The 22,968-nt window shown below is 32.9% G+C and carries 20 protein-coding genes; 14 read left to right on the top strand and 6 right to left on the bottom strand.

Going from position 1 to position 22,968, the window contains the following annotated elements; all coding sequences use genetic code 11:
* Nucleotides 1-15: 15 nt before the first annotated feature.
* Nucleotides 16-3,345 carry a cytochrome c biogenesis protein CcsA gene (gene ccsA / locus BUR17_RS02940; protein WP_074228649.1) on the bottom strand — a complete coding sequence of 1,110 codons (3,330 nt, stop codon included), beginning with the start codon at nt 3,343-3,345 and terminating at the stop codon, nt 16-18.
* A 250-nt stretch (nt 3,346-3,595) separates the two neighbouring features.
* On the opposite strand from ccsA, the gene BUR17_RS02935 reads away from it, so the two are divergent.
* The 5 genes from BUR17_RS02935 to BUR17_RS02915 all read left to right on the top strand — a co-directional run bounded on the left by BUR17_RS02935 (nt 3,596) and on the right by BUR17_RS02915 (nt 10,167).
* Nucleotides 3,596-6,151, top strand: a complete 2,556-nt coding sequence (locus tag BUR17_RS02935; protein ID WP_074228647.1) for an FtsK/SpoIIIE family DNA translocase — start codon at nt 3,596-3,598, stop codon at nt 6,149-6,151.
* Nucleotides 6,152-6,227: 76 nt separating this feature from the next.
* The gene (locus tag BUR17_RS02930; RefSeq protein ID WP_074228644.1) at nt 6,228-6,875 is read left to right on the top strand and encodes a LolA family protein; all 648 of its coding nucleotides are present in this window, start codon (nt 6,228-6,230) and stop codon (nt 6,873-6,875) included.
* 67 nt (nt 6,876-6,942) lie between these two features.
* Nucleotides 6,943-8,397, top strand: a complete 1,455-nt coding sequence (locus tag BUR17_RS02925) for an LptF/LptG family permease (RefSeq protein WP_074228642.1) — start codon at nt 6,943-6,945, stop codon at nt 8,395-8,397.
* 173 nt (nt 8,398-8,570) lie between these two features.
* On the top strand, nt 8,571-9,431 hold the full coding sequence (locus tag BUR17_RS02920) for a hypothetical protein (RefSeq protein WP_074228640.1): 861 nt from the start codon (nt 8,571-8,573) through the stop codon (nt 9,429-9,431).
* A 94-nt stretch (nt 9,432-9,525) separates the two neighbouring features.
* The gene (locus BUR17_RS02915; RefSeq protein WP_074228637.1) at nt 9,526-10,167 is read left to right on the top strand and encodes a hypothetical protein; all 642 of its coding nucleotides are present in this window, start codon (nt 9,526-9,528) and stop codon (nt 10,165-10,167) included.
* 59 nt (nt 10,168-10,226) lie between these two features.
* On the opposite strand, the gene frr is transcribed toward BUR17_RS02915, so the two are convergent.
* Nucleotides 10,227-10,781, bottom strand: coding sequence for a ribosome recycling factor (frr, locus tag BUR17_RS02910; protein WP_074228635.1), 555 nt, complete (start codon nt 10,779-10,781; stop codon nt 10,227-10,229).
* Between the two features lie 110 nt (nt 10,782-10,891).
* Nucleotides 10,892-11,599 (bottom strand): UMP kinase, encoded by a 708-nt coding sequence (gene pyrH, locus BUR17_RS02905; protein WP_074228632.1) that lies wholly within the window; start codon nt 11,597-11,599, stop codon nt 10,892-10,894.
* A gap of 167 nt (nt 11,600-11,766) precedes the next feature.
* Here pyrH and porQ point away from each other — a divergent pair, with 167 nt between their 5' ends.
* The 5 genes from porQ (at nt 11,767) to BUR17_RS02880 (ending at nt 14,849) form a co-directional block, all read left to right on the top strand.
* Nucleotides 11,767-12,759: a type IX secretion system protein PorQ gene (porQ, locus tag BUR17_RS02900; RefSeq protein ID WP_074228630.1), complete on the top strand. Its 993-nt coding sequence runs from the start codon at nt 11,767-11,769 to the stop codon at nt 12,757-12,759.
* Between the two features lie 81 nt (nt 12,760-12,840).
* Nucleotides 12,841-13,527 (top strand): (d)CMP kinase, encoded by a 687-nt coding sequence (cmk, locus tag BUR17_RS02895; protein WP_074228628.1) that lies wholly within the window; start codon nt 12,841-12,843, stop codon nt 13,525-13,527.
* Nucleotides 13,528-13,606: 79 nt separating this feature from the next.
* Nucleotides 13,607-13,954, top strand: a complete 348-nt coding sequence (locus tag BUR17_RS02890) for a YtxH domain-containing protein (protein WP_074228626.1) — start codon at nt 13,607-13,609, stop codon at nt 13,952-13,954.
* Between the two features lie 85 nt (nt 13,955-14,039).
* Nucleotides 14,040-14,348: a phage holin family protein gene (locus BUR17_RS02885; protein ID WP_074228624.1), complete on the top strand. Its 309-nt coding sequence runs from the start codon at nt 14,040-14,042 to the stop codon at nt 14,346-14,348.
* A gap of 3 nt (nt 14,349-14,351) precedes the next feature.
* Nucleotides 14,352-14,849: a phosphoribosyl-ATP pyrophosphatase gene (locus BUR17_RS02880; RefSeq protein ID WP_074228623.1), complete on the top strand. Its 498-nt coding sequence runs from the start codon at nt 14,352-14,354 to the stop codon at nt 14,847-14,849.
* An 88-nt stretch (nt 14,850-14,937) separates the two neighbouring features.
* Here the strand turns inward: BUR17_RS02880 and BUR17_RS02875 are convergent, their stop codons facing one another.
* Complete coding sequence (locus BUR17_RS02875; protein ID WP_074228621.1) at nt 14,938-15,663, bottom strand: TrmH family RNA methyltransferase; 726 nt, start codon at nt 15,661-15,663, stop codon at nt 14,938-14,940.
* On the opposite strand from BUR17_RS02875, the gene tamL reads away from it, so the two are divergent.
* Nucleotides 15,649-18,252 carry a translocation and assembly module lipoprotein TamL gene (tamL, locus tag BUR17_RS02870; protein WP_074228619.1) on the top strand — a complete coding sequence of 868 codons (2,604 nt, stop codon included), beginning with the start codon at nt 15,649-15,651 and terminating at the stop codon, nt 18,250-18,252. The two genes, BUR17_RS02875 and tamL, sit on opposite strands and share 15 nt — an antisense overlap.
* Here the strand turns inward: tamL and BUR17_RS02865 are convergent.
* Nucleotides 18,249-18,866 (bottom strand): SanA/YdcF family protein, encoded by a 618-nt coding sequence (locus tag BUR17_RS02865; protein WP_084550366.1) that lies wholly within the window; start codon nt 18,864-18,866, stop codon nt 18,249-18,251. The two genes, tamL and BUR17_RS02865, sit on opposite strands and share 4 nt — an antisense overlap.
* Nucleotides 18,863-19,987, bottom strand: a complete 1,125-nt coding sequence (locus BUR17_RS02860) for a flavin reductase family protein (protein ID WP_074228617.1) — start codon at nt 19,985-19,987, stop codon at nt 18,863-18,865. The genes BUR17_RS02865 and BUR17_RS02860 overlap by 4 nt, the downstream gene beginning before the upstream one ends.
* A 118-nt stretch (nt 19,988-20,105) precedes the next feature.
* On the opposite strand from BUR17_RS02860, the gene BUR17_RS02855 reads away from it, so the two are divergent.
* The 3 genes from BUR17_RS02855 (at nt 20,106) to BUR17_RS02845 (ending at nt 22,849) form a co-directional block, all read left to right on the top strand.
* Entirely contained in the window at nt 20,106-20,666 is a 561-nt protein-coding gene (locus BUR17_RS02855; RefSeq protein ID WP_074228615.1) for a TlpA family protein disulfide reductase, read from the top strand.
* 17 nt (nt 20,667-20,683) lie between these two features.
* A complete protein-coding gene (locus tag BUR17_RS02850; RefSeq protein ID WP_074228613.1) occupies nt 20,684-21,655 on the top strand; it encodes a FecCD family ABC transporter permease in 972 nt (323 codons plus the stop codon).
* 270 nt (nt 21,656-21,925) lie between these two features.
* Nucleotides 21,926-22,849: an ABC transporter ATP-binding protein gene (locus tag BUR17_RS02845; protein WP_074228611.1), complete on the top strand. Its 924-nt coding sequence runs from the start codon at nt 21,926-21,928 to the stop codon at nt 22,847-22,849.
* Nucleotides 22,850-22,968: the final 119 nt, after the last annotated feature.

The raw sequence follows: 22,968 nt of genomic DNA, 5'->3' as shown, positions 1-22,968 counted from the left end.
AAATATCTTAATGATTTATTTTTTCTTTAAAGCAACAAACTTAAAGTAAGATACTAATGCTAAAGTAAACATGGCCGCTAAACCGATATATACCCAAGCCGGAATTGGAACAGGGTCTCCTGCTGCATAAGAGTGAAGTCCACTTAAGTAATAATTTACTCCGAAATACGTCATTACCATAGAACAGAAAGCAAACATTGTCGCTACGCTGAATGCCCATCTGCTTCTCAATCCCGGAACCAATCTCATGTGTAAAACAAATGCATATACCATAATTGAGATAAATGCCCACGTTTCTTTTGGATCCCAGCTCCAGTATCTTCCCCAAGATTCATTCGCCCAGATTCCACCTAAGAAGTTTCCTACGGTTAATGCAAAAAGTCCGATTGTTAAAGACATTTCAGATACAATTGCCAATTCTTTTAATGTCGAATCATTATGCAATTTGAACTGTTTTTTATCTGTAATGATATAAAATATCAGTGTAATTACAGCAATAATCATCGACAATGCAAAGAAACCGTAACTCGATACAATAATAGCAACGTGTACAACCAGCCAATAAGATTTAAGAACCGGTGCCAAAGGTGTAATCTGCGGGTTAAGTGCTACTGCTCCGTGAGCAAAGCCCATCATGATTACCGCAACCATAAACCCTGCTGCCGGAATTAATGCATTAGAATGGTTTTTATTTGATAATTTATTTTCAGAATCTTGTTGTTTCAATTTTGGATTTCCGAATCCGAAATAGAACATCATCCCTGCTGAAACTCCTATCCATGAAATGAAAATAATTGCTTCGTAACCGTTACTCCAAGGAGCGTGACCAGAAATATACCATCTTGCAATCAGTCCTAAAAAGTGTACAACGTAACCTACAAGACCAAGATAAATAATTCCTTTAATGATATTATTAAGAATTTTGGTAGGTTTAAATAATTCTACAAAACCTAAAATAAATACCAAACCACCAACGATAGTGTAGAAAATTAATAAGAAAAAGTTAATGTTTGCTTTATTGATAAAAACCTCTAAATCAACTTTCTCTTTTGAAGGAACAACTGCTTTCCCCCATTTCTGCTGATAGTCTGAAAGTTTTTTTAATTCAGCATCTGCTTTGCTCCAATCTCCTGTTTTTTGAGCCTGAAGTGCTTCTGCAAAATAAGGTCCCATTACTTTTTGAGATTCCATATCTGGTTCCATTTTCTGGTCAAGCCAAGAATGCCAAGTATGGTTTGGGTCATTTTTTACCGGAACGATTCTCATAAATTGTCCACTGAAAAACTCATTAAAAATCTGAACCTTTTCGTTTAATTTAATAACTTCCTTGTCATACTCAGACTGTAATGCCGGTTTTTTACGGAATGCTGTGTTATATTCTTCATCCAAAATATAAGTTAGGTTTCCGTTAGCATCAGATGGGAAAAGATTCATCAAAGTTGTATAACCATCTTCGTTTGCCTTCACACGTTTTAAAAGTGCTTTCCCTCCTTTCGAATCCACTTTTATAAGAGGAACCATTGTCCAGCTTGGTGTATCTGTATTAATTGACAAAAACCATTGTTCAGCTGTTAAGTATTTTCCGTCAGTTCCTTTAAACTTATCTTTTTGATAAAGCTTTCTTAAAATATCTAAAGCCTGTGTATTAACCGGAACAATTCTTCCTTCGTAATTCTGCACCAAAAGATAACCAAACTGATCTGCATGTTCTTTACTGATTTTATTTCTCGAAATAATCTCGTCCGGCGAAATTATCCTCATTTTCGTCAAAGGAGCAGCTAAAGAATTAGAATTCTGCTGATTTCCCTGTGATTGAGTTGCTTGAGGAGCCACTTCATGAGTATGACCATCTCCTTCTACATGTACATGTTCTCCGCTTCCATCGTTTGTTCCATGCATTTCAATTTTCTGAGCGCTTAACGTTAAGCTCAAGAATAATAAAACAACTGTTGCAGCTCTTTTCTTATTAATGTCTTTCAGCATTTTATTAAGTTTCCAGAAATGTGTTCCTTTCCAGAAAAACATTACAAACATACCTCCGAATAAGAATGCATAACCGATGTAAGAAATCAAAGTTCCCCAATAATCGTGGTTTACAGAAAGTAAAGTTCCCATTCTATCCGGCGTATAACTTGCCTGGAAAAAACGGTAACCTTTATAATTAAGAACGTTATTCATATAGATTTTATAAGGAGTCTGTTTTCCTTCGTCGATGATTTTTACGTGACTTTCGTATGCACTTGGAGATGAACTTCCAGGGTAAGTTTCCATTACAAAATCATCTAATTTTATAGCAAAAGGAGTGGTATAAATTTTAGGACCAAACCCAACCATAATATTCAACCCATCCATTGTTACCTGTTTGTAGGCATTCGGATTTCCTCTTTCCACAGAAAGCTCTACGATTTGTTTCGTTTTCGGGCCTTCTATTTCTATCGTCATTGCGTCAGGAACATTCTGATCTTTCTTTTTGTCGCCTTCAAAAGCCATTAATTTCCCTTTTTTAAGACCTTCAGGAACAACTAACTTTAATTCGTTAATGCTATAAAGACTTCTTAAAACCAAAGGCTGATATTGATCTTTAGCCGTATTTCCGGTTGCCTGAGTTGCCATCGTCATGTACGTTGCATCAACAGGAGTTTTGATCAAAATCTGTCCGTTTTCTTGCTTAAATTCTACAGCTCCGTCAATAGCTCTGTTGAAAGTAACCAAAGTTCCGTTGATTGATTTTGTTTCTCCGGATTTGATGTAAATATTTTGTCTTCCCATTTCTGCAGTAGATACCAAATGAAGATATTCTGCACCATTCGCATCAGCAACTAAGCTGTCTTTTTTTCTCTGAACATAATCCAAAGTCTTTACTTTAACCTGTTTTCCGTGGAAATCATAAGTTGCTTTAAAGTCTTTGTGTAATGGTGACATTAAATAAGGAACATCTTGATAATTCAACACATCACCTTTATCTTCAATCTGAATTTTAAAGAATTGTTTGTCGGTAACGATTTCATTTGAAGTTTCACCTTCTCTGATCGTCATTTGCCCCTCAAAACTGATGTATCTTGTAATCGCACCCCCAATAAAAATAAAAACAAAGGCAAGGTGAAAAACCAAAAGTGGCCATTTTTCTCTTTTCCAAAGGCGGTAACGGTTAATGTTCCCACAAAAGTTGATAATGAGGAGAAGCATAATGAGCTCAAACCATTTTGCTTCATAAATTAAGGCTTTTGCAGCAGGCGTTCCGTAATCGTTTTCTAGGAACGTCGCATAAGCCATGGAAAATGCGTAAACCAGCAATAGAACTGCCATTGTTCTGGTTGAAATAAGAATATCTTGGATCTTCTTCATGATTTTTTTTACTTGACATGCAAAAATAAGGATGATAAACCGAAAGAGGGCTAAAAAAAGCTGTTTTTTATCACATTAAAAGGGATTTAGCTTATTTTGAAACGTTCTTAATAAGCTGATTTTTATTAAATAAAACATAAAAACAGACACAGATTTCAAACATAAAATATCACATCAAAAAACAAACGTGTTTTCTCCTAAAAAATATTTAAAATCTAAAAAAAACATTAAATTTGCCCAGACTGACATTATGGAAAAGAAATCACAAAAAAAACAACCAGAAATGCCTGAAACAGGCAGAATCTTATCAAAACAACGTATTTTTTTCGGACTTACATCAATTGTTTTCGCCGGAGTACTTACGCTGTCTTTTATCTCTTATTTAATGAATTGGAAGGCGGATCAAAGCCAGGCCGGAACAATTTTAGATAAATCGATAAAATCATCAAACATATTCGGAAAGCTGGGAGACTGGCTTGGTAATCTTTTTATTTTTGAAAGCATTGGTATTGCTTCATTTATTGTTGCATTTCTATTTGTAGTTTTCGGAACAATGATTTTGAAGAAAAAAATCTTTAAACCTTGGATGACTTTTGGTCACTCACTTTTCTTTATTTGCTGGTTACCCATTTTATTGGGAGCTATTACAAGAGGTAACGGTAACGGTGGTGTTTTAAGCGGAGTTTATGGATATCAAATCATGGATTCTCTTTCTGCAATTATTGGAAATGTTGGTCTTTGGGTAGTTTTAGTTGTAAGCATTGCCCTATATTTTATTCTTGAATTTAATCTTAGACCAAGTTCAATAAAAGCTAAACTTGATATAATTAATGAAAATACCATCGGAAAAGTAAAATCGATGATGCCAAATTCTGATCAAAATTTTGATGCCGATCAGGAACTGGAAGAAGAGGAAGTAAACGAAGAAGTACAAAATATTACGGTTACAGATTTATCTGATAATAGAAAAACTCCTGAAGTTGCAAAACAAAATCCGGTTATTCAGGAAATTCAACCCATTCCAGAAGTTGAAACTATTGTAACTCCTAACCAAACTTCTTTTGAAGATAACAAAGAAACTGCACCTACGTTAAATTTAAATATAACAACACCTGCAATTCCTACTATAAAACCAGAAGATGCTTTTGATGCTCCGGTTTCAAATTCTTCACCTTCCACTTCTTTTTCTTCGTCTTCTGAGGCAGATGAAATTAAATTTAAGGTAGAAGTTGCTCCGGTAATTGATATTATAGATGATGCAGAAAAACAATCTCAGGATTTGGTTGACAAACATGGTTTGTATGATCACAGATTAGATTTGGCTAAATTTCAAATGCCTCCAATCGATTTATTGAAAGATTACGGAAATGAAGAAATTTCTATAAATAAAGAAGAGTTAGAAGAAAATAAAAATAAAATTGTTGGACTTCTTAAAAACTTTAATGTCGGAATTGCTGAAATTAAAGCGACAATTGGACCAACCGTTACTTTGTATGAAATTGTACCGGAAGCAGGAATCAGAGTTGCTTCTATTAAAAAATTACAGGATGATATTGCGTTGAATCTTTCCGCTTTAGGAATCAGAATTATCGCACCAATGCCTGGAAAAGGAACAATTGGAATTGAAGTGCCGAGAAAAAATCCTACGATGGTTTCTATGAGATCGGTGATTGCTTCTCAGAAATTCCAGAATACAGATATGGATTTGCCGGTAGTTTTCGGGAAAACAATTTCTAATGAAGTTTTCATGGCAGATTTATCTAAAATGCCTCACCTTTTGATGGCGGGAGCAACAGGACAAGGAAAATCTGTAGGTATTAATGCAATTCTTACTTCTCTACTTTACAAAAAACACCCAAGTGAATTGAAGTTTGTAATGGTAGATCCTAAAAAAGTGGAACTTTCTTTATATTCAAAAATTGAAAGACATTATCTGGCAAAACTTCCGGATTCTGATGATGCGATTATCACAGACACCAATAAAGTAATTAATACTTTGAATTCTCTTTGTGTAGAGATGGATCAGCGTTATGATTTGCTTAAAAATGCTTTCTGTAAAAATTTAAAGGAATACAATAAAAAATTCACCGAAAGAAAATTAAATCCTGAAAACGGACATCGATATTTACCTTACATCGTTTTGGTAGTTGATGAGTTTGCAGATTTGATTATGACGGCTGGAAAAGAAGTGGAACTTCCGATTGCAAGATTGGCGCAGTTAGCAAGAGCAGTGGGAATTCACTTAATTGTTGCTACACAAAGACCTTCTGTGAATGTAATTACTGGTATGATTAAAGCAAACTTCCCGGCAAGAGCGGCATTCAGAGTAATTTCGAGTGTAGATTCTAGAACAATTTTAGATTCTACAGGTGCAGATCAGCTGATCGGTAAAGGAGATATGCTTTATTTCAACGGAAATGAAATCTTAAGACTTCAGTGTGCTTTTGTTGACACGCCGGAAGTTGAAAAACTGGCAGAATTTATTGGCGAACAGAAAGGATATGCTTCAGCTTTCTTACTTCCTGAATTTGTTTCTGAAGAAGCAACAAGTACAGTCGGTGCATTTGATCCTAATGAAAAAGATGCTTTGTTTGAAGAAGCTGCAAGAATTATTGTTTCAACTCAGCAAGGTTCTACTTCAATGTTGCAAAGACAGCTTAAATTAGGATATAACAGAGCCGGAAGAATTATGGATCAATTGGAAGCAAGCGGTATTGTTGGAGGATTTAACGGAGCTAAAGCAAGAGAAGTTCTCATCAGTGATCTATATTCTTTGGAACAGTTTTTGGAAGATCTGCGAAATTAAAATTAAAAAAATCTACGATTTTAACTTTCAGAGGATATGAAAGTCTAAAGAATAGGAAAAATTAGAAAAATTTAGAATGAAAAAAATAATATCAAAAATAGTTTTAGGAACATTAGTAGTAGGAAGTATTGGTTTTGTGCAGGCACAGAAAATTGATGCGAAAGCAAAAAAAATATTAGACGATATTACAGCGAACTACAATTCTAAGAAAAACTCATATTTCAAATTTGCTTTTGGAAGCGGAATGAACGGAGCTGTTTCTAAAACAGAGCCGGGAATTTATTATTCTGCAGGTGATAAGTACAAGTTGAAAATCATGGAAACCGAGCAGATTTTCGATGGAAACAAAATCTATAACATCAATACCGAAGACATGGAAGTTACCGTTGCAAAACCCAACGCAAGCAGCACCATGTTCTCCCCTATCAATTATCTTACATCGTATAGAAAAGATTATAATGTTGCATACGGTGGAAAAAAAACAGTTGATGGTGTAAATGCAGATTTAATTAAATTAACTCCGGTAAAAGCAAACGGATTAAAATATATTTATCTTTATGTAGATTCTGCGAAAAAGCAAATGCTGAAACTAGAGCAACACGGAAACAATAAAGATATCTCTGTAATTGCAATAAAAGAATACAAAGAAAACCAGCAATTAGACCCGAATATGTTTGTTTTTGACAAGGCAAAATTCAAAAATTATCTTGTTACAGAATTATAATTCTAAATAAATATTAAAATTTAAAGTCACAAAGAAAACTTTGTGGCTTTTTCATTAATTTTGGCGAATGTTTAAAATCTTAGACCGATATATCATCAAGACCTTTTTTGGTCCCTTTTTATTTATATTCAGTGTACTGTTTTTTATATTTATTGTAAACATTATCTGGATTCAGCTTGGTCAGTTTATGGGTAAAGGTTTAACGACTTTACAGATCATGAAGCTCCTTTTCTATCTTGGAGTAAGTGTTGTAAGTATGGTTTTACCACTGACGGTTTTATTGGCAAGTATCATGTCTTTCGGTGAACTGGGAGAACGTTACGAACTTGCGGCAATGAAAGCTGCTGGAATTTCTTTAACGCGAGTGATGATGCCGCTTTTGGGCGTAACTGCTGTTTTGGCAGTCATGCTCTACTTTTTTTCCAATAATATTATCCCCGATTTCCAAAGGAAAGCGAAGAATATGCTTTTTAATATTGCTCAAACCAAACCTGCATTGAATTTTACTCCGGGACAGTTTATTGATCAGATTCCTGGTATGATGGTGAAATTTGATAAAATTGTTGGTAAGGATGAAAGAGATTTAGAAGGTATTTTTATTCATAAAAAAGCAGGCAACTACGAAAACCAACAAACGATTGTTGCTGAAAAGGGAAAATTTGCGAATGCAAAAAATCGTAAATTCATGAAGCTTATTTTATATAACGGAAGTGTAATTGAAGACAGCTATGCCGGAAAACCCGATAATGTAAGATTAAAACAGCCCGATCAGGTAACAAAATTTGATAGCTTAACCATTCACTTCGACATCAGTGAATTGATTGATAAAGCCATCGAAAAAGAACAGATTACAGACGATTACCGTTTTCAGACGTATACTGAACTTTTGGCTACGATTGATAAAACAAAAAAAGACAACACCAGAACTGCAGATAATATCAGTAACGATATTATTTCTCAAACCAATGCTGTGATTACTTATATGGACAAAAATAAAACCAAAGCTCCTGTAAAATCACAATACAAACTAGATTCTATAAAAGGAGAAAAGAAACTGCAGCTTCTTACGAATGCATATTCAAGACTTGATAATCTGAAAACCAATCTGGATTCTAAAGACAAAGAACTAGATCCGAGTGTTAAATATTTCAGCAAAGTAGTTATTTACCAGCAGAGAATTCTTACTTACTCTTTCACATGTATCATTTTCTTTATGATTGGTGCGAGTTTGGGATCTATTATCCGAAAAGGAGGAATGGGAGTTCCGGTTATCATAGCGATTATAATATTCATCATTTTCTATGTAATCAATGTAGGTTTTGAAAACGTTGCCTGGTCTGGAAAAATGAGTCCGTATCTTGCAGCTTGGCTTCCGAATATGATATTATTTCCTTTTGGAATTTTAATGACTTATAAAGCTTTAACAGATTCTCAGTTATTCGATTCGGAAAAATACAAAGCCTTCTTTAAACCTCTTACGAAACTCTTCGTAAAGCAGAAAGAACATAAACGTTATCAATAATAATTTAATCCGAAAGAAATTTCGGATTTTTTTTTGCTATTTTTTCTTACCTGATTATTGTCATTTTTATGGTAAAAATAATTCTTGAAGTTGTGAGGTGATTCATTAATAAATATATTTGCATTATTTTTTATTCAATAACTAGTGATTTTTAATTTTAAAAATAAATTTAAATGCTTAAAAATATTTTAAAAATTTCCTTAATTGGACTTTTCTTTATTTCGTGCTCAGAAACTGATGAACAAATTGTAGATTTAATTCCTGCAGAAACTCCAGTCGTTAATGATCCGGATTTAACAAGTATGGAAATCAAATTATCTGTTAATAAAACATCAGGTAATATCTTTGATAGTTTTGTATTTAAATTAGAACAAAAGAACCAGTCAAGTTATTTTGGTGATCTTGATCAGCATCTGGATTCTTTAGTTTTTAAAATTTCTGATATAAAAGAAACAAAAAGACTTTTTGAAAAAATGGATAATGGAAATGTGGGAACAACTCAATTCAATCACAACTTCTATCTTCCTGGAAATTACAATGCAAGTATTTTAGGCTATAAAAGCGGGAAAATAATTTATAAAGACGACATTAACCTAAAAGTTTCAGACACCAAAGATTTTCTTGTAACGAATTGGGATAATTTTTCAGTTAATACTCCTACAGGATATTACAATGCACTTGGGAAAAATTCATTGGTTTTCTATAATGATTTTGAAAACGGAAATCCATATATTTTCGTTTCAAATTCATGGGACAATATGAATAGTTACACTGCAGATCAAATAAAAACTATGGACAAAGATTTCCTGTATAATTATTTTGTAAAAATGTATTCTATACCACAATATTCTGAAGCTAATACTCCGAATTTAAAAGATATTTATGTGCAGAATTTTAAAAAATCTTTAAAAAATGATATCCCTGTAAATATATGGATTACTCCTAAAAGTAAAATTGCTTTAGTGAAAGAGTATTCTGCCTATAACCCCTCCCAGTTTTATGGATATCGGATTATTGCAGAACCTAACAAATGATGAAAAATGTAGCTGAAATTCAATTGCATTTTTATTTAAATTAAGTTTAGAATTGCATATTTTTTGCTCCTTCCAAAAAACCAAATATTAATTAATGAAAAAACTTATTCTGCTACCAAGTCTTATCTTTCTATTTTCCTGCGAAAACAAAAAGAAAGAACCGGTTGATGCAAATTCTCTATCAGACAGTTTACAAAATGTTTCAGTAAAAGACAGCTTACCAAAAAATAATTCTCCGCAAAGCATTGAAGAAATAAAAACTGAATATGCTTTACTTAATAATCAGTTAATCGCCAAAAAGCTCGATTCTACAAGTTTTGATTATGAATGTAATGAAGTTTCCGGAAACGTGGTTTATTACAGTTTAAACGGAGAACTCAAAAGTATTAAACACTTTCATGGAGACAGCCATTTTTCATCAGTAGAAAATTATTATTTGAAAAACGGAAAACCATTTTTTATTTTTCAGGAAGAAACCGGTTGGAGTTTTGATGGAGGAACACCAGAAAAGCCCGAAACCAAAGATGATATACAAGAAAAAAGATTTTATTACATCAATGATCAATTAATTTCCTGCAGAGATAAAAAATATACACTGCGAACCAAAAACCAATTAAAACCTGAAAATGTTTCAGATGGAGAAAGTAAAAACTGTAATGATACAGAATTAAGAAAAACTTTCGAAACTGTTATAAAAAACAGAGATAAAAAAGGAAAAACAGATTGTATTTTATAAAAACAAAAGAGAGGATTCATTACCGAATCCTCTCTTTTTATATTTTCAAAACCTGAAAATTATACTTTCATAATTTCAGCTTCTTTTGTTTTCAAATGGTCGTCACAAAGCTTTACATGCTTGTCTGTAAGTTCCTGGATTGTAGCTTCCACATTTTTTACTAAATCTTCAGAAACTCCTTCCAGTTTCTTCAGTTCTTTGATACCGTTTTGTCTTGCGTTTCTTACAACGATTTTAGTATCTTCAGTTTCACCTTTAGCTTGTTTAGCCAATTCTTTTCTTCTGTCCTCAGTTAAAGGTGGTACGTTAAGGATGATGTTTTCTCCGTTATTAGAAGGTGCAAATCCTAAGTTAGAATTAATAATAGCTTTTTCAATAGCACCAATTGCGGTTCTGTCCCACGGTTGAATAGAGATGGTCATTGCATCCGGCACAGAAACGTTAGCAACCTGATTAATAGGAGTTGGCGCACCGTAATATTCTACCATCACATCCTGAACCATGCTTGTAGACGCACGTCCCGCTCTGATTCTTTGAAATGCATGATCCAGGTGCTTAAGAGCCGCTTCCATATCATGTTTTACAGATTCTATGATAAGATCTAATTCTTCCATTATATATATAAAATTTGAATAGTTACACATTGTATGAGCAATCAATAATAAGTAATTAGTAATAAGGGTTTTGTACTTTAAACTTTTACCTTTTTACTTTGCTCTTTTTTTTAAAGATTTACTAAAGTTCCTACATTTTCTCCGTCTACAATTTTCAATAAATTACCGTCTTTGTTCATATCAAAAACAATAATTGGCAATTTATTTTCGTGGCTTAATGTAAAGGCAGTCATATCCATTACTTTAAGGTCTTTTTCAAAAACTTCTTCGAAAGTTAAAGAATTATATTTTACTGCATTTTCGTTTTTCTCAGGATCGCTGTCGTAGATACCATCCACTCTTGTTCCTTTAAGAATAACATCAGCTCCTATTTCGATAGCTCTTAATGTTGCTGCAGTATCTGTTGTAAAATAAGGGTTTCCTGTTCCGGCTCCGAAGATCACTACTCTACCTTTTTCAAGGTGTCTTACTGCTCTTCTTTTAATGAAAGGTTCTGCCACTTTATCCATTTCGATAGCAGATTGTAGTCTGGTTTTAATTCCTGCATCTTCCAAAGCGCCTTGTAAAGCCATTCCGTTGATAACGGTTGCAAGCATTCCCATATAATCGCCCTGTACTCTATCCATTCCTTTTGCAGCTCCTGCTACGCCACGGAAAATGTTTCCTCCTCCAATTACAATCGCAATTTCGCAGCCTCTGTCAACCACTTTCTTGATTTCCTGAGCATATTCCATCAGTCTTTCGGTATCAATACCGTATTGTCTGTTCCCCATTAATGCCTCACCACTCAGTTTGAGAAGGATTCTTTTATATTTCATTGTATATTTTAATAATAGTTTTTTGAGAATTAATTTCTTTGAAAATTAACTTTGCAAATATAATCATTAAAAATATTGAAAAAAAGAAAAATATTATACAGAAATAATGAAAGAAATATTTTGATAAGTAGCAAAAAGGATTATTTTTGCATTAATTAAATACTGATTTGAAGAAAGTTCTAATTTTTTCACTATTTCTTTCGGGAATTGTTTCATTTGCACAAACTGGAACAAACGTTTACTCTTTCTTAAATATTCCCGTCTCTGCAAGACAGGCTGCTTTAGGTGGCGATGCTATTACGGTTAGAGATTATGATGTTTCTTTTGCCATTGCAAATCCGGCTTTGTTGAATAAAGATTCAGATAAACAGCTTTCAATAAATGCTTCTACTTATTTGGCAGACTCAAAGTTTGGAACGATTGCCTTTGCTAAAGATTTAGATAACGGGCATATGGTTACCGTAAATGCAAGATATTTGGGCTACGGAAATATTCCCAGAACCGACGAAAGCGGTTTTGAAATGGGAGAATTTTCAGCTTCAGATGTTGCTGTAGGAGCAGGATATGCTTATCAGTTTGAAGAAGACTGGACGATCGGAGGTGGATTAAATTTCATTACTTCAAAAATCGACACCTATACTTCTTCTGCTTTATCGGGAACTTTAGGAATGACTTATCACAACAAACAGAGCAAAGAAGTAGCTTCTGTAGTGCTGAGAAATTTCGGTTATCAGTTTAAATCATTCAATGGCGAGAGAGAAAATCTTCCGTTTAGAATCGATTTAGGATATACCAAAATATTAAAAGCAATTCCTCTTGCGATTACCATTACGGCGCACGATCTACAGAAATTTGATATTTCTTCTGATTATGATGTTAATGGACAGGAAATTGGTTTCGGAAGAAAGCTTGCCGATCATTTTTCTCTTGGTGCCGAACTTTTCCCTGAAAAAGGTTTCAACATCAGATTAGGATATAATGTGAGAAGAGGAAATGAGCTTGCTGTAGCTGATCAAAGAAACTTTACAGGATTATCTGCCGGTTTTGGTTTAAAAATTTCCAAATTCCGTTTAGATTATGCTCATGTGAGATATCATAATTCTTCTAATGTCAATCAAATCGGGATTTCTGTAGACTTAAGCGGTCATCGAGGAGAGTAAGTTTATTGTAAAACTTTAAATATTCAACTTTATCATTGATTCATACTTGATTTTTTCAGAAAATTTCTTGAAATTTGTCTTATGAAAAAACCAGTGATTGCTATTGATGGCTTTTCTTCTACCGGAAAAAGTTCTATCTCAAAAATTATTGCCGAAAAATTGGGCATCGTCCATTTAGACACCGGTGCTTTATATCGGGGCATTACCTGGTTTGCTCTGCAAAATTGTATGGATGAAGACGGTACCATTAATTTACCGTTACTTTTCAAATCTTTTCATTTAATTGATCTTGAGTTTAAAAAAGAAGAAGATGAATTGATTCTTTTGCTTAATCATATTAATATTTCCAAAGAAATCCGCAGCAATGAAGTGTCTGAAAATGTGAGCTTAATTGCAAAACAAAAAGAAGTAAGAGATTTTTTGCTTGATGCACAAAGATTAATTGCAAAAAATGGCGGTGTAATTATGGACGGACGAGATATCGGAACCGTAGTTTTACCCGATGCCGATTTTAAATTTTTTCTTACCGCAAGTATTGACGAACGTACAAAACGCAGATTCAGTGAACTTTTATCTTTAGGAATCGAAGCTGATGAGGCTCATGTGAAAGAAAATCTTATCGAAAGAGACCGTATTGACAGTGAAAGAGAGATCTCACCATTGCGACAGGCAGAAGATGCCATCCTAATTGATAATACAAACCTGACAAAAAGTCAAACAATCGAAAGCATATTGCAATATCTTACAAAAATTAACAATTTTTATTAGTCACAAATCTTGATTGGTATATTAATTGTAACCTTTTAAAACGAAAACTAGTATTTATTAACTATTAAAAAAACAAAAAATGTCTAGAAAAGGAAATAATACAGCAGGTATTTTGGCAGGTCTTTTAGCAGGTGCTGCAGCAGGTGTAATTTTAGGAATGCTTTACGCTCCTGAAGAAGGAAAAGAAACAAGAAAAAAAATCAAAAACAAAGCAAATGATCTAAAAGATCAGGCTAAAGATAAATACGGTGAAGTATCTGAAAAAGTAAAAGATCAGTACGACAGTATCTCTTCTACTTTCAAAGAAACTGCCAATAATGTAGCTCATACTGTAAAAGACGGATATGACAAGTACAAAGATCAAATTGTTTCTAAAACTACCGATATGGTAAAAGATGTAGAATCTGAATTGAACAATCTTAAATAATTGTATTTAATTTTTCATTAAATATAAAAAAGGAACTTTAGTTAAAAGAGTTCCTTTTTTTGTAACTTTTAAAAAAAATATAAGGATGATTGAAACTATTAAAGAATACGCATCTAAGAGAATAGATTTGCTAAAAATTGAAGCCACAGAAAAATCTTCAATTTCTGCAGGTGTTATTGCCTATCTAGTGATATTGTTGGTGGCTTTTGGCTTTTTTATCATTCTTTTCAATTTTGGGTTGGCGTTTCTTATTGGTAAAGCTTTAGATAATTATTCATACGGATTCTTGATTGTTGCAGCATTTTATTTTGTAGTAATGCTTTTAGTTGTTACCTTTAAGAAAAGAATCGTGCATATGGTAGCAAATAAAGTAATAGAATTCTTAAATCACTAAACTATGGGCAGAAATTACGAGAGTCTGGAAGAACTTAAAAGAAAGAAGAAACTTTTGAAAAGTGAAATAACTGATCTGGAAGCACTTTTAACTTTTAAAAATACAAAAGAAAGCTTGAGTGCATTTACTAATGGTCTTAGTGATCAGTATCTAAAGGAGAAGATTGATGAAGATGGTGAAGAAAAGACAGTAATTAGAAAAGATGTTATTGCAAAGCAGATTACATCTGAAGTAAAAGATCTTTTTCTAAGTAAAAATACAGCAGTGGGAATTGCAGGAAGCGCATTTAAAGGCGATGCAATGGACACTGTTATCAAACTTGCCGTTACTGCTTTTGTAGCAAATTATGCAAAGAAAAACATGAAAAGTTCAAACTGGAAAAAGAAAATTTTGGGAGCAGCATTAATTTATGTGGCACCAATGGCTTTAAAATTTATCCGCACAAAGTTGGAAACTTATCAAAAAACAAAAAGTGTATCCAGTATGGAGCAACTTATATAATCTTAGAAGTTAGAATCTAGAGGTTAGAAGTTAGTTTAAAATAAAGTTTGTTTTACTAATTTCTAACCTCTAACTTCTAATTTCTTGTCTATTTTGAAAACATTTGGCCTAAAATAATTCCTGCAGCCATAGAAACATTCAGGCTTTCTGTAGACTGCGATTTTCCAAATCTTGGAATACTTATTTTCTTGTGAAGAAGTTTTTCTGTTTCATCACGCATTCCGTTTCCTTCGTTTCCTAAAATAAGATTGATTTTCTTTGGTTTTTCGAAATGATAAATATTCTCCCCTTCCATATCGGTTCCCACATTGATGTTTTCAGTTTTTGAAAGATAATCAACCAAATTGCAATAGACGATATTTACTCTTGTAAAAGAACCCATGGTTGCCTGAATAACCTTTGGATTGTAAAAATCCACCGTGTCTTCACTACAAATAATCTGTTCAATTCCAAACCAGTCTGCCAAACGGATAATCGTCCCCAAATTTCCGGGATCCTGAATTCCGTCTAAAACCAATTGGAAATCTTTGTCAATAAACTCAGATCTTTCTAGCAATTCACAAACCGCTACAGAATCTTTAGGATTTTGTAAAAAACTTATTTTTTTAAGTTCATTTTCAGTGATCTGTGTAAACTGAACATCTTTGGACAGAAAATTGTTAGGTTCTGTAGAAAATATTTCTTTAATTTTAAAGTTAGAATTAGGAAGTTCAAGAATAGTTTTATTCCCTTCAACCAAAAACAAGTTGTATTTTTGCCTGAACTTCTTTTTATCTAAAGACTGTAAAATTTTAATTGTATGAGCTGTAAGCATTTTAAGAATTCTCCTCAAAAATATTATAAAATAATATCATTTGCAACATTTGTCGGTTTACTTTATGCATGCAGTACCACAAAAAAAGTTCCGGATGGTGAATATCTGCTTACTCAAAACAATTTTGAATTTGAAGATAAAAAACAGTTTTTCGATGATGAGCTGGAAGATTATGTACAGCAGAAGCCCAACAAAAAGCAGCTGCTTTTCATGCCGCTAAGTCTTCTTTTATACAATGCAGCCAATCCTAAATACTATACGATTCTTAATGAATATATGACGTATCCGAGTGAGATGAGAAATCAGAAACTTCGTGATTCTCTTTTTACAAAATACAATATGCAGAGCAGTGTTGGTAATAGTCTTTTCATGGACAGACTATATCATAATTGGGGAACTCCTCCTGTGATTTTAGATCAGACCAGAACTGAAAAAAGCGCGCAGTCTATTGAAAAAAGAATGACGTACAGAGGTTTTTGGGATGCAGAAGTAAAATATGCTCACAAGCTTGATTCTACAGCTAAAAAAGCGTCTGTAAAGTATTCTATTACACACAACAGTCCTACAAATATTAAAGAATATTATTACCACATTCCAGATTTAGGGATTAAAGGACTTTACCAGCAAAAAATGCACGAAAGTTTGGTAAGAAGCGGGCAATTGCTCGATCAGACTGTTTTAGAAAAAGAAATTACCAGAATCAACGACTGGATGCGTGAAAACGGATATTACAGATTCAATGCAGGAAATGATGAGGTAGGTTTTGTTGCAGATTCTCTTTTGAGCAGAAAAGAAGTTCCGTTGGTTTTAGAAATTCGTAAAGATTCCATCAATCGTCCTTACAAAAGAGCTACTTTTGGAAATATTGACGTCGCAATTGTTGATCGTCATTCAGATTTTCCAAGAAGAACAGTGAAAGACAGTCTTAGAAGAATTAGATTTCATAAAATGAATGAAAATTATAAGACTTCTGCTTTATGGAGAACCATTATTGTTGATAGTAAAACTATTTATGATCAGAAAAAATTAGACCTTACCAAAAGAAACCTTTTGGCTATGAATAATTTTAGCATCCTTAAAGCCAGAGATTCTTTGAGACAAGGTGGTGCAACTGCTCCAAACGACAGTATTGTAGATGTTTTATATATCTTGAAACCTTTAGATAAATATGAGCTAAAGATAGGAACAGATATCAATTATTCTCAGTTACTAAATTTAGGGGTTTCCCCTTCTGTAGATCTTACAACCCGAAACGTGTTTCGTGGTGCAGAAAACTTGACGACGAGCGTTGCAGGAACTTTCGGATCAATCAGAAATCCTAAAAATTTAGATACAAGAATTTTAGCGTATGAATATTCTGCACAAGGCTCTCTAAGCTTTCCGAGATTATTGCTTCCGTTTAATTATTATAAACTGATTCCTAAAAGATATACTCCTACATCATCAATTGTTTTGGGAGCTTCGGTACAGAACAATATCGGTTTGGGAAGAACCAACTTTAATACAGGTTTAAATTATTTTGCCAATGTTAATGATCAGGTTTCTCACAGATTAACTTTGTTTAACACCCTTTTCAGTTTAACTAAAAATAAAGACAGTTATTATGATTTCTTCGTGAATGATGATGTTGTAAGACAGACTGTTTTTAATGATTATTTTATTTCTAATCCACAAATTAAACAGGATTTTGAGTCCGGAATTTTATCAAGAGACCAGGTTTCAGAAAAGATTATTGGTGATTTAGGATACGCAGCATCTATTGCGACAGATCCTAAAAAAGCTGATGATTTACTTTCTTTTCTGGGAACAATTGTGAATAAAGACAGACAGACTCAGGACGTTCTTATCTCATCAATGATTTATAATTTTATTTATAATGAAATTGGTAAAAAAGATTATCCTAATGCTTTTTATTTTAACGGAAAAGTAGAATTGGCAGGAAATATACCAAGTGTTTTTAATCAGAAAAGACAAGATGACGGTGGAATTTTAAGAAGTCCTGAAAGAACAATTTTTGGAATTCCATATGCACAGTTTGTGAAATTTGATTTTGATGTAAGAAAATATTTTAAATTTAATGGTAATCAGACTTTAGCATTACGACAGTTTATCGGGATAGGTATTCCTTACGGAAACTCTTCAGCAATGCCATTTGTAAGATCATATTTTAATGGAGGTTCTAATGATATCCGAGCTTGGGTTGCATTTGGCGGTTTAGGACCGGGTGGTTCTCAGATTGACGAAAAAGTACGTACTTATTTGATGGGGAATATTAAACTGACAACCAACATAGAATACAGAATTCCATTTACCGAAATGTACGAAGGTGCTATTTTTACCGATATCGGAAACGTTTGGAATACTGAAAATAATGGTTTTGATGATCAGTTTAAATTTAATAAATTCATCAGAGAAATGGGTATTGGTAGCGGATTTGGACTTAGAGTAAACGTTGCTTACATTACCTTAAGAGTAGATTTAGCTTACAAAATTTACGATCCGAACAAACCTGATGGTGACAGATGGAGATTCCATGATATTAAACCATTAAAACCAACTTTAAATATCGCTTTCGGATATCCTTTCTAATCCGAAGAAATTCCAAAAATAAAATAAACTACAGCGGCCACTCTTGCGAGGATTTCGCGGGATTGGTTTCTGTAGTAACTTTCTGGTTTTGTAACATCTTGCGCATCAAAACCTAAAGCATTCATGTTATTGTTTCGTGCAAAAAATAATGCTCTCAAATTATGAAAACCCTGAGAAACGATAATCACATTTTTCTTATTGTAAACATCTTTACACCTTAAGATACTTTTGTACGTATTAAAACCTTCAGGATCTTCTATAATGATTTCTTCGGGCACACCTTCCTGATAAATCAGATAGTTTTTCATCGCGGCAGGTTCATTATATCCTTTGCTTTTTTCGCCGCTTACAATAATTTTCTTAATTTTTCCGTGATGATAGAGCAATGCAGTTGCATCCATCCTTTTGGTAAAATAAGGATTAGAAAGTCCGGAACGCATTCTTGGGGAGGTTCCTAAAACCAAAGCAACTTCTCTTGGCGGAATTTTTGAAATCTTGGTATAAGTTCTACCATTGGTCAATCCGAAAACCCAGGCATTAGACAAACATATCAGAAGAAAAACAATTTCTACTGATACAAAAAATAATTTAAATATGTTTCGGATGATTCTCAATTAAAATCAAAGTTAAGCTTTATTTTCTTAGTTTTTGCAATTGACATACATGCTAATATTTTGCCTTGAGCTTCCTCTTTTTCGGTAAGATATTCGTTTTCCAAAAGTTCTACTTCGCCTTCTTCTACAGTACATTCGCAGCTTCCACAAATTCCTGATTTGCATGAATAAGGAACCGGGAATTTCTGAATCAAAAGCTGTTGAAGAATTTTTTCCCGATTATTTGAAAGTACCGTTTGATATTTTTTTCCCAAAAGCTGAAAATCTACCTCTACATTTTCTATCAATGGAAATTCTTTTTCTACAGGATAAATATCATCATTAAATTCTTCAAACAATTCAAAATGAATGTTCTTTTTTGGAATTCCGTGGTGATAACAAGCATTGGCTAAAGTTTTTATCATCTCCCCTTTTCCACAAATTAAAACTTCGTCAACGGCATCCCAAATTGTGGATTCTTCATCGGTATCATCCAAATGTAGGATTTGATTGATAATTAAATTCAATTTTTTTGCATCTAATCTTCCGTAGAAAAACTGATCTGCGGTTTTCTCCTGCGAATAAAAATAAAAAATCTGCAATCTGTTGTGATGTTGCCTTGCAAGATTATCTAAAAGATCACGGTAAACAAGTTCTTCAGAGCGTTTATTTCCAAGAAAAAGAAACAGTCTCGTTCTCGGTTCATTATGAAGAATATTTTTAAAATGGCTTAAAATGGGGGTAATTCCAATTCCTGCAGCAAAGCCTACAATCGTTCTGAATTCGCTGGGTTTAGAAACTAAAGTAAATCTGCCATTGGGTTCGCTCACAAGCAATTCATCACCAACTTCATAATTGTTATAAAGCTGTGCGGTTGCACCGTTTTCAGAATTGATTTTAATTCCTAAAGCTATTTTTTTCTCATACGGAGCCGAAGTCATTGAATAATCATTAATAACTTCTTTTCCTTCAGCATTGAATTTTACACTTACAAATTGCCCTGCTTCAAACGTGAAATTTTCTTCTAAATCCTCCGGGATCTCAAGCTCCAGCGAAAAAGTATTTTTGGTCAGGTCTTCCTTTTTAGCTATTTTTAGGCAGTGAAACTGCGTCAGTTTTCCTTTATAGATTTGTTGTTCCATACTTCATTTCAAAAATAAATAAAAAATAATTATGAAACCGACCTTCACCCAACTTTCTTGCAACAAAACCAATGAAAAATACCTTTCGTATATTTCATTTTAACAAAGAATATTATTTATGAAAAAAATAATTTTGACTGCAATTTTAGCAACTGTTCTTATCGGTTGTAAAAAAGAAGCAAAAAAAACAGAAGAAAATATCAGCGCAACAGACTCTGCAAATATTCAGAGCACACCGGAAAGTGAAACTTCTAAAATCTCACTTAAAGAAGTTGATCAAAAAGGCTTAACTGAGATTCTGTCTAAAAATAACGATACTTTATATGTAACCAATTTTTTTGCAACCTGGTGTGGACCATGCATGATGGAAATGCCTCATTTTAAAAAGAAAATTGAAGAGTTAAAAGGGCAACCCGTAAAGTTTACTTTTATAAATATTTTTAATAAACCAGATTGGCAAACCGAAGTTTCTGCTTTTGCACAAACAAGCGGTTTGGCAGATAAAATTCTTCTTCTTGATGATAGCAAGTTAAACCAAGATTTTTTTAAAAATTTTCAACAATGGAGTGGAAATAATATTCCATTTACGTTCTTCAGAAAAGGTGATAAAACCGAAGAAGCTGTAGGTTCAATGAGTGAAGAAATGCTTAATTCAAAGATTGATTCTTTTCTAAAATAAGATTATTCTAGTTTCAAATGTCTAAAAAATTTAAAATCCTGTGTCTATTTTTAGTAATCGCAGTTATTTTGACAGCGATTATCAATTTGAATACAGGATTTTTGACTTTACATCTTCAGGATTTTTTCCTGGATTCTACCAATAGTCAGATTGCTGAAATTCGTGTGAATCGTTTATTAGTAATGCTTTTAGCCGGGATTTCAATTCCTACATCGGGTTTTCTGATGCAGGAATATTTTCAAAATCCTCTTGCCGGACCGGATATTTTAGGAATTACCTCTGTTGCAAGTTTATCAGTTGCATTCTATATTTTCTTTTCACACAATATTTTACTGCCCGAATTTCTTCAAAATAGTTTTCTTAGTTTGTCTGCAATTATCGGAAGCTTGCTGTTGATGCTTGTTTTGCTGTCGATGTCAAATAAATTTCAGGATAAATCATATCTGATTATTTTCGGATTTCTGGTATCGGCTTTTGCGGGAGCTATTGTTTCGTTACTTCAGTTTTATGCGGAAAATCAAAGCTTAAAAAATTATATTTTATGGTCTTTCGGAGCCAATAATATGGTATCGAGAAATCAGATTATCGTTCTTGCTGTTTTAGTTTTTATTGGATTATTGATTTGCTTTAAAACCATAAAACCCTTAATCGGAAATTCTCTTGGAAGTTCATACGCACAGAGTTTAGGAGTTAATTTAAATCACCTGAAATTGATGATCATTGTTGCTTCTTCTCTACTTTCCGCATCGGTTACAGCATTTTTAGGGCCTATTTTATTCATCGGAATTATTGTTCCTCATTTCTGCAGGCTAATTTATAACCCTGCAAAACTTTGGCAGCAATGGATTTTGAATATGTTTTTAGGAATGTTGATGATGTTATTCTTTTCAGTGGTTGCCGAAAAATCGCAGATTCCTTTGAATGTAATCAGTTCAGTTTTTGGTATTCCTGTAATTTTAATGATGCTTTTGAAACAGAATAAAGTGTAAATGTGAATAGTGAATGAGTCAATGGTTAATTTTAAATATTCTCGCAGATTTTGTAGATAAAGCAGATGATTGAGAATATTTGTCATTCCGTAGGAAACCTAACCAAGTGGTACGACAAAGTCAATCTAAACTAACTTTGTAGAGATGCTTTCAGCATGACAAATAGAATGTAAAAAATCTGCGTAATCTGTAAAATCTGCGAGAGAAAATAAAACGATTGAAACATAAACTCTAATAAGTAAAATATTTGGAAAATTAAAACCAACAAAAATGCACCTACAAATAAAACAAGCCAATATCGGCTACGACAAAACCTTAATTTCAAATGCCAATGCATCTTTGAATTTAGGAGACGTTTGCTTGTTGATTGGAAATAACGGTGTTGGAAAAACTACTTTAATTAAATCTATTCTTCATCAAAATCCTTTGTTGAGTGGAGAAATTTTAATTAACAACAAAAATGTAAAACATTTATCGGTAAAAGAAATTGCCGAAAATATTGCCATTGTTTTTTCTAAAGCGATCATTCCGCAAAATTTCACGGTTGAAGATTTGATTTCTTTAGGAAAATACATTTATTATCCTTTTTATTTTGAGCTTAAAAAAGAAGATCGGGATGAAGTTTCAGATATTATTACAGAATTAGATTTAGAGCAATATAAAAATACCCCCTTAAAAAATCTATCTGACGGAAATCTCCAAAAAGCCTTTATTGGACGTGCATTAACGCAGAACTCGCCTATTATTATCTTAGATGAACCAACAACTCATTTGGATGAAAAGAATAAAATTATTATTCTAAAAACACTTCGGAAACTTGCCAAAGAACAAAATAAACTGATTTTATTTTCTTCCCACGATTGGCGATTGGCAAAAGAATTTGCCGATAAAATCTGGTATGTTAAAAACCAGGAATTATTTTCGGGAATTGTTGAGGATATTTTACTAAAGCATGATGAGTTGACCAATGCATCATTATTCCAGGTAAATAAAAATTTTGTGGCTCCTTCCATTATTTCGCCCGAAATTCAAAAAGAGATGCTCTACTCTTTATTGCAAAAAAACTTTCAAAAAGACCTTTCATTATTCCATTTTCAATATCATAATACATTTTGGGAGATTTCTTATAAAAACGAAATCTACAAATGCGAATCCTTCGAAGAAATCGTTAATTTGGTTGCAAAGCTTCATTAATACAATCTTTTATTTGTTTATTCTACATACTATGCATGCATAGTATTATGCTTGTCATATAATTTAAACTATTGACATTCAATTAATTAATAAATTTTAATATTAATTAATACTATGCA

It is taken from the genome of Chryseobacterium scophthalmum, assembly GCF_900143185.1.
Classification (GTDB): domain Bacteria; phylum Bacteroidota; class Bacteroidia; order Flavobacteriales; family Weeksellaceae; genus Chryseobacterium; species Chryseobacterium scophthalmum.
The sequence above is the reverse complement of the archived record's forward strand: the minus strand, read 5'-3'. Positions and strand labels throughout refer to the sequence as shown.

Coding starts and splice junctions, on each gene's coding strand:
- BUR17_RS02855 (WP_074228615.1), top strand. CDS start 20,106: ATGAAAAAAATAATTTTGACTGCAATTTTAGCAACTGTTCTTATCGGT.
- frr (WP_074228635.1), bottom strand. CDS start 10,781: ATGGAAGAATTAGATCTTATCATAGAATCTGTAAAACATGATATGGAA.
- ccsA (WP_074228649.1), bottom strand. CDS start 3,345: ATGAAGAAGATCCAAGATATTCTTATTTCAACCAGAACAATGGCAGTT.
- BUR17_RS02880 (WP_074228623.1), top strand. CDS start 14,352: ATGGGCAGAAATTACGAGAGTCTGGAAGAACTTAAAAGAAAGAAGAAA.
- BUR17_RS02890 (WP_074228626.1), top strand. CDS start 13,607: ATGTCTAGAAAAGGAAATAATACAGCAGGTATTTTGGCAGGTCTTTTA.
- BUR17_RS02925 (WP_074228642.1), top strand. CDS start 6,943: ATGTTTAAAATCTTAGACCGATATATCATCAAGACCTTTTTTGGTCCC.
- BUR17_RS02875 (WP_074228621.1), bottom strand. CDS start 15,663: ATGCTTACAGCTCATACAATTAAAATTTTACAGTCTTTAGATAAAAAG.
- BUR17_RS02920 (WP_074228640.1), top strand. CDS start 8,571: ATGCTTAAAAATATTTTAAAAATTTCCTTAATTGGACTTTTCTTTATT.
- BUR17_RS02915 (WP_074228637.1), top strand. CDS start 9,526: ATGAAAAAACTTATTCTGCTACCAAGTCTTATCTTTCTATTTTCCTGC.
- cmk (WP_074228628.1), top strand. CDS start 12,841: ATGAAAAAACCAGTGATTGCTATTGATGGCTTTTCTTCTACCGGAAAA.
- BUR17_RS02850 (WP_074228613.1), top strand. CDS start 20,684: ATGTCTAAAAAATTTAAAATCCTGTGTCTATTTTTAGTAATCGCAGTT.
- BUR17_RS02930 (WP_074228644.1), top strand. CDS start 6,228: ATGAAAAAAATAATATCAAAAATAGTTTTAGGAACATTAGTAGTAGGA.
- BUR17_RS02845 (WP_074228611.1), top strand. CDS start 21,926: ATGCACCTACAAATAAAACAAGCCAATATCGGCTACGACAAAACCTTA.
- BUR17_RS02935 (WP_074228647.1), top strand. CDS start 3,596: ATGGAAAAGAAATCACAAAAAAAACAACCAGAAATGCCTGAAACAGGC.
- BUR17_RS02885 (WP_074228624.1), top strand. CDS start 14,040: ATGATTGAAACTATTAAAGAATACGCATCTAAGAGAATAGATTTGCTA.
- tamL (WP_074228619.1), top strand. CDS start 15,649: ATGAGCTGTAAGCATTTTAAGAATTCTCCTCAAAAATATTATAAAATA.
- pyrH (WP_074228632.1), bottom strand. CDS start 11,599: ATGAAATATAAAAGAATCCTTCTCAAACTGAGTGGTGAGGCATTAATG.
- BUR17_RS02860 (WP_074228617.1), bottom strand. CDS start 19,987: ATGGAACAACAAATCTATAAAGGAAAACTGACGCAGTTTCACTGCCTA.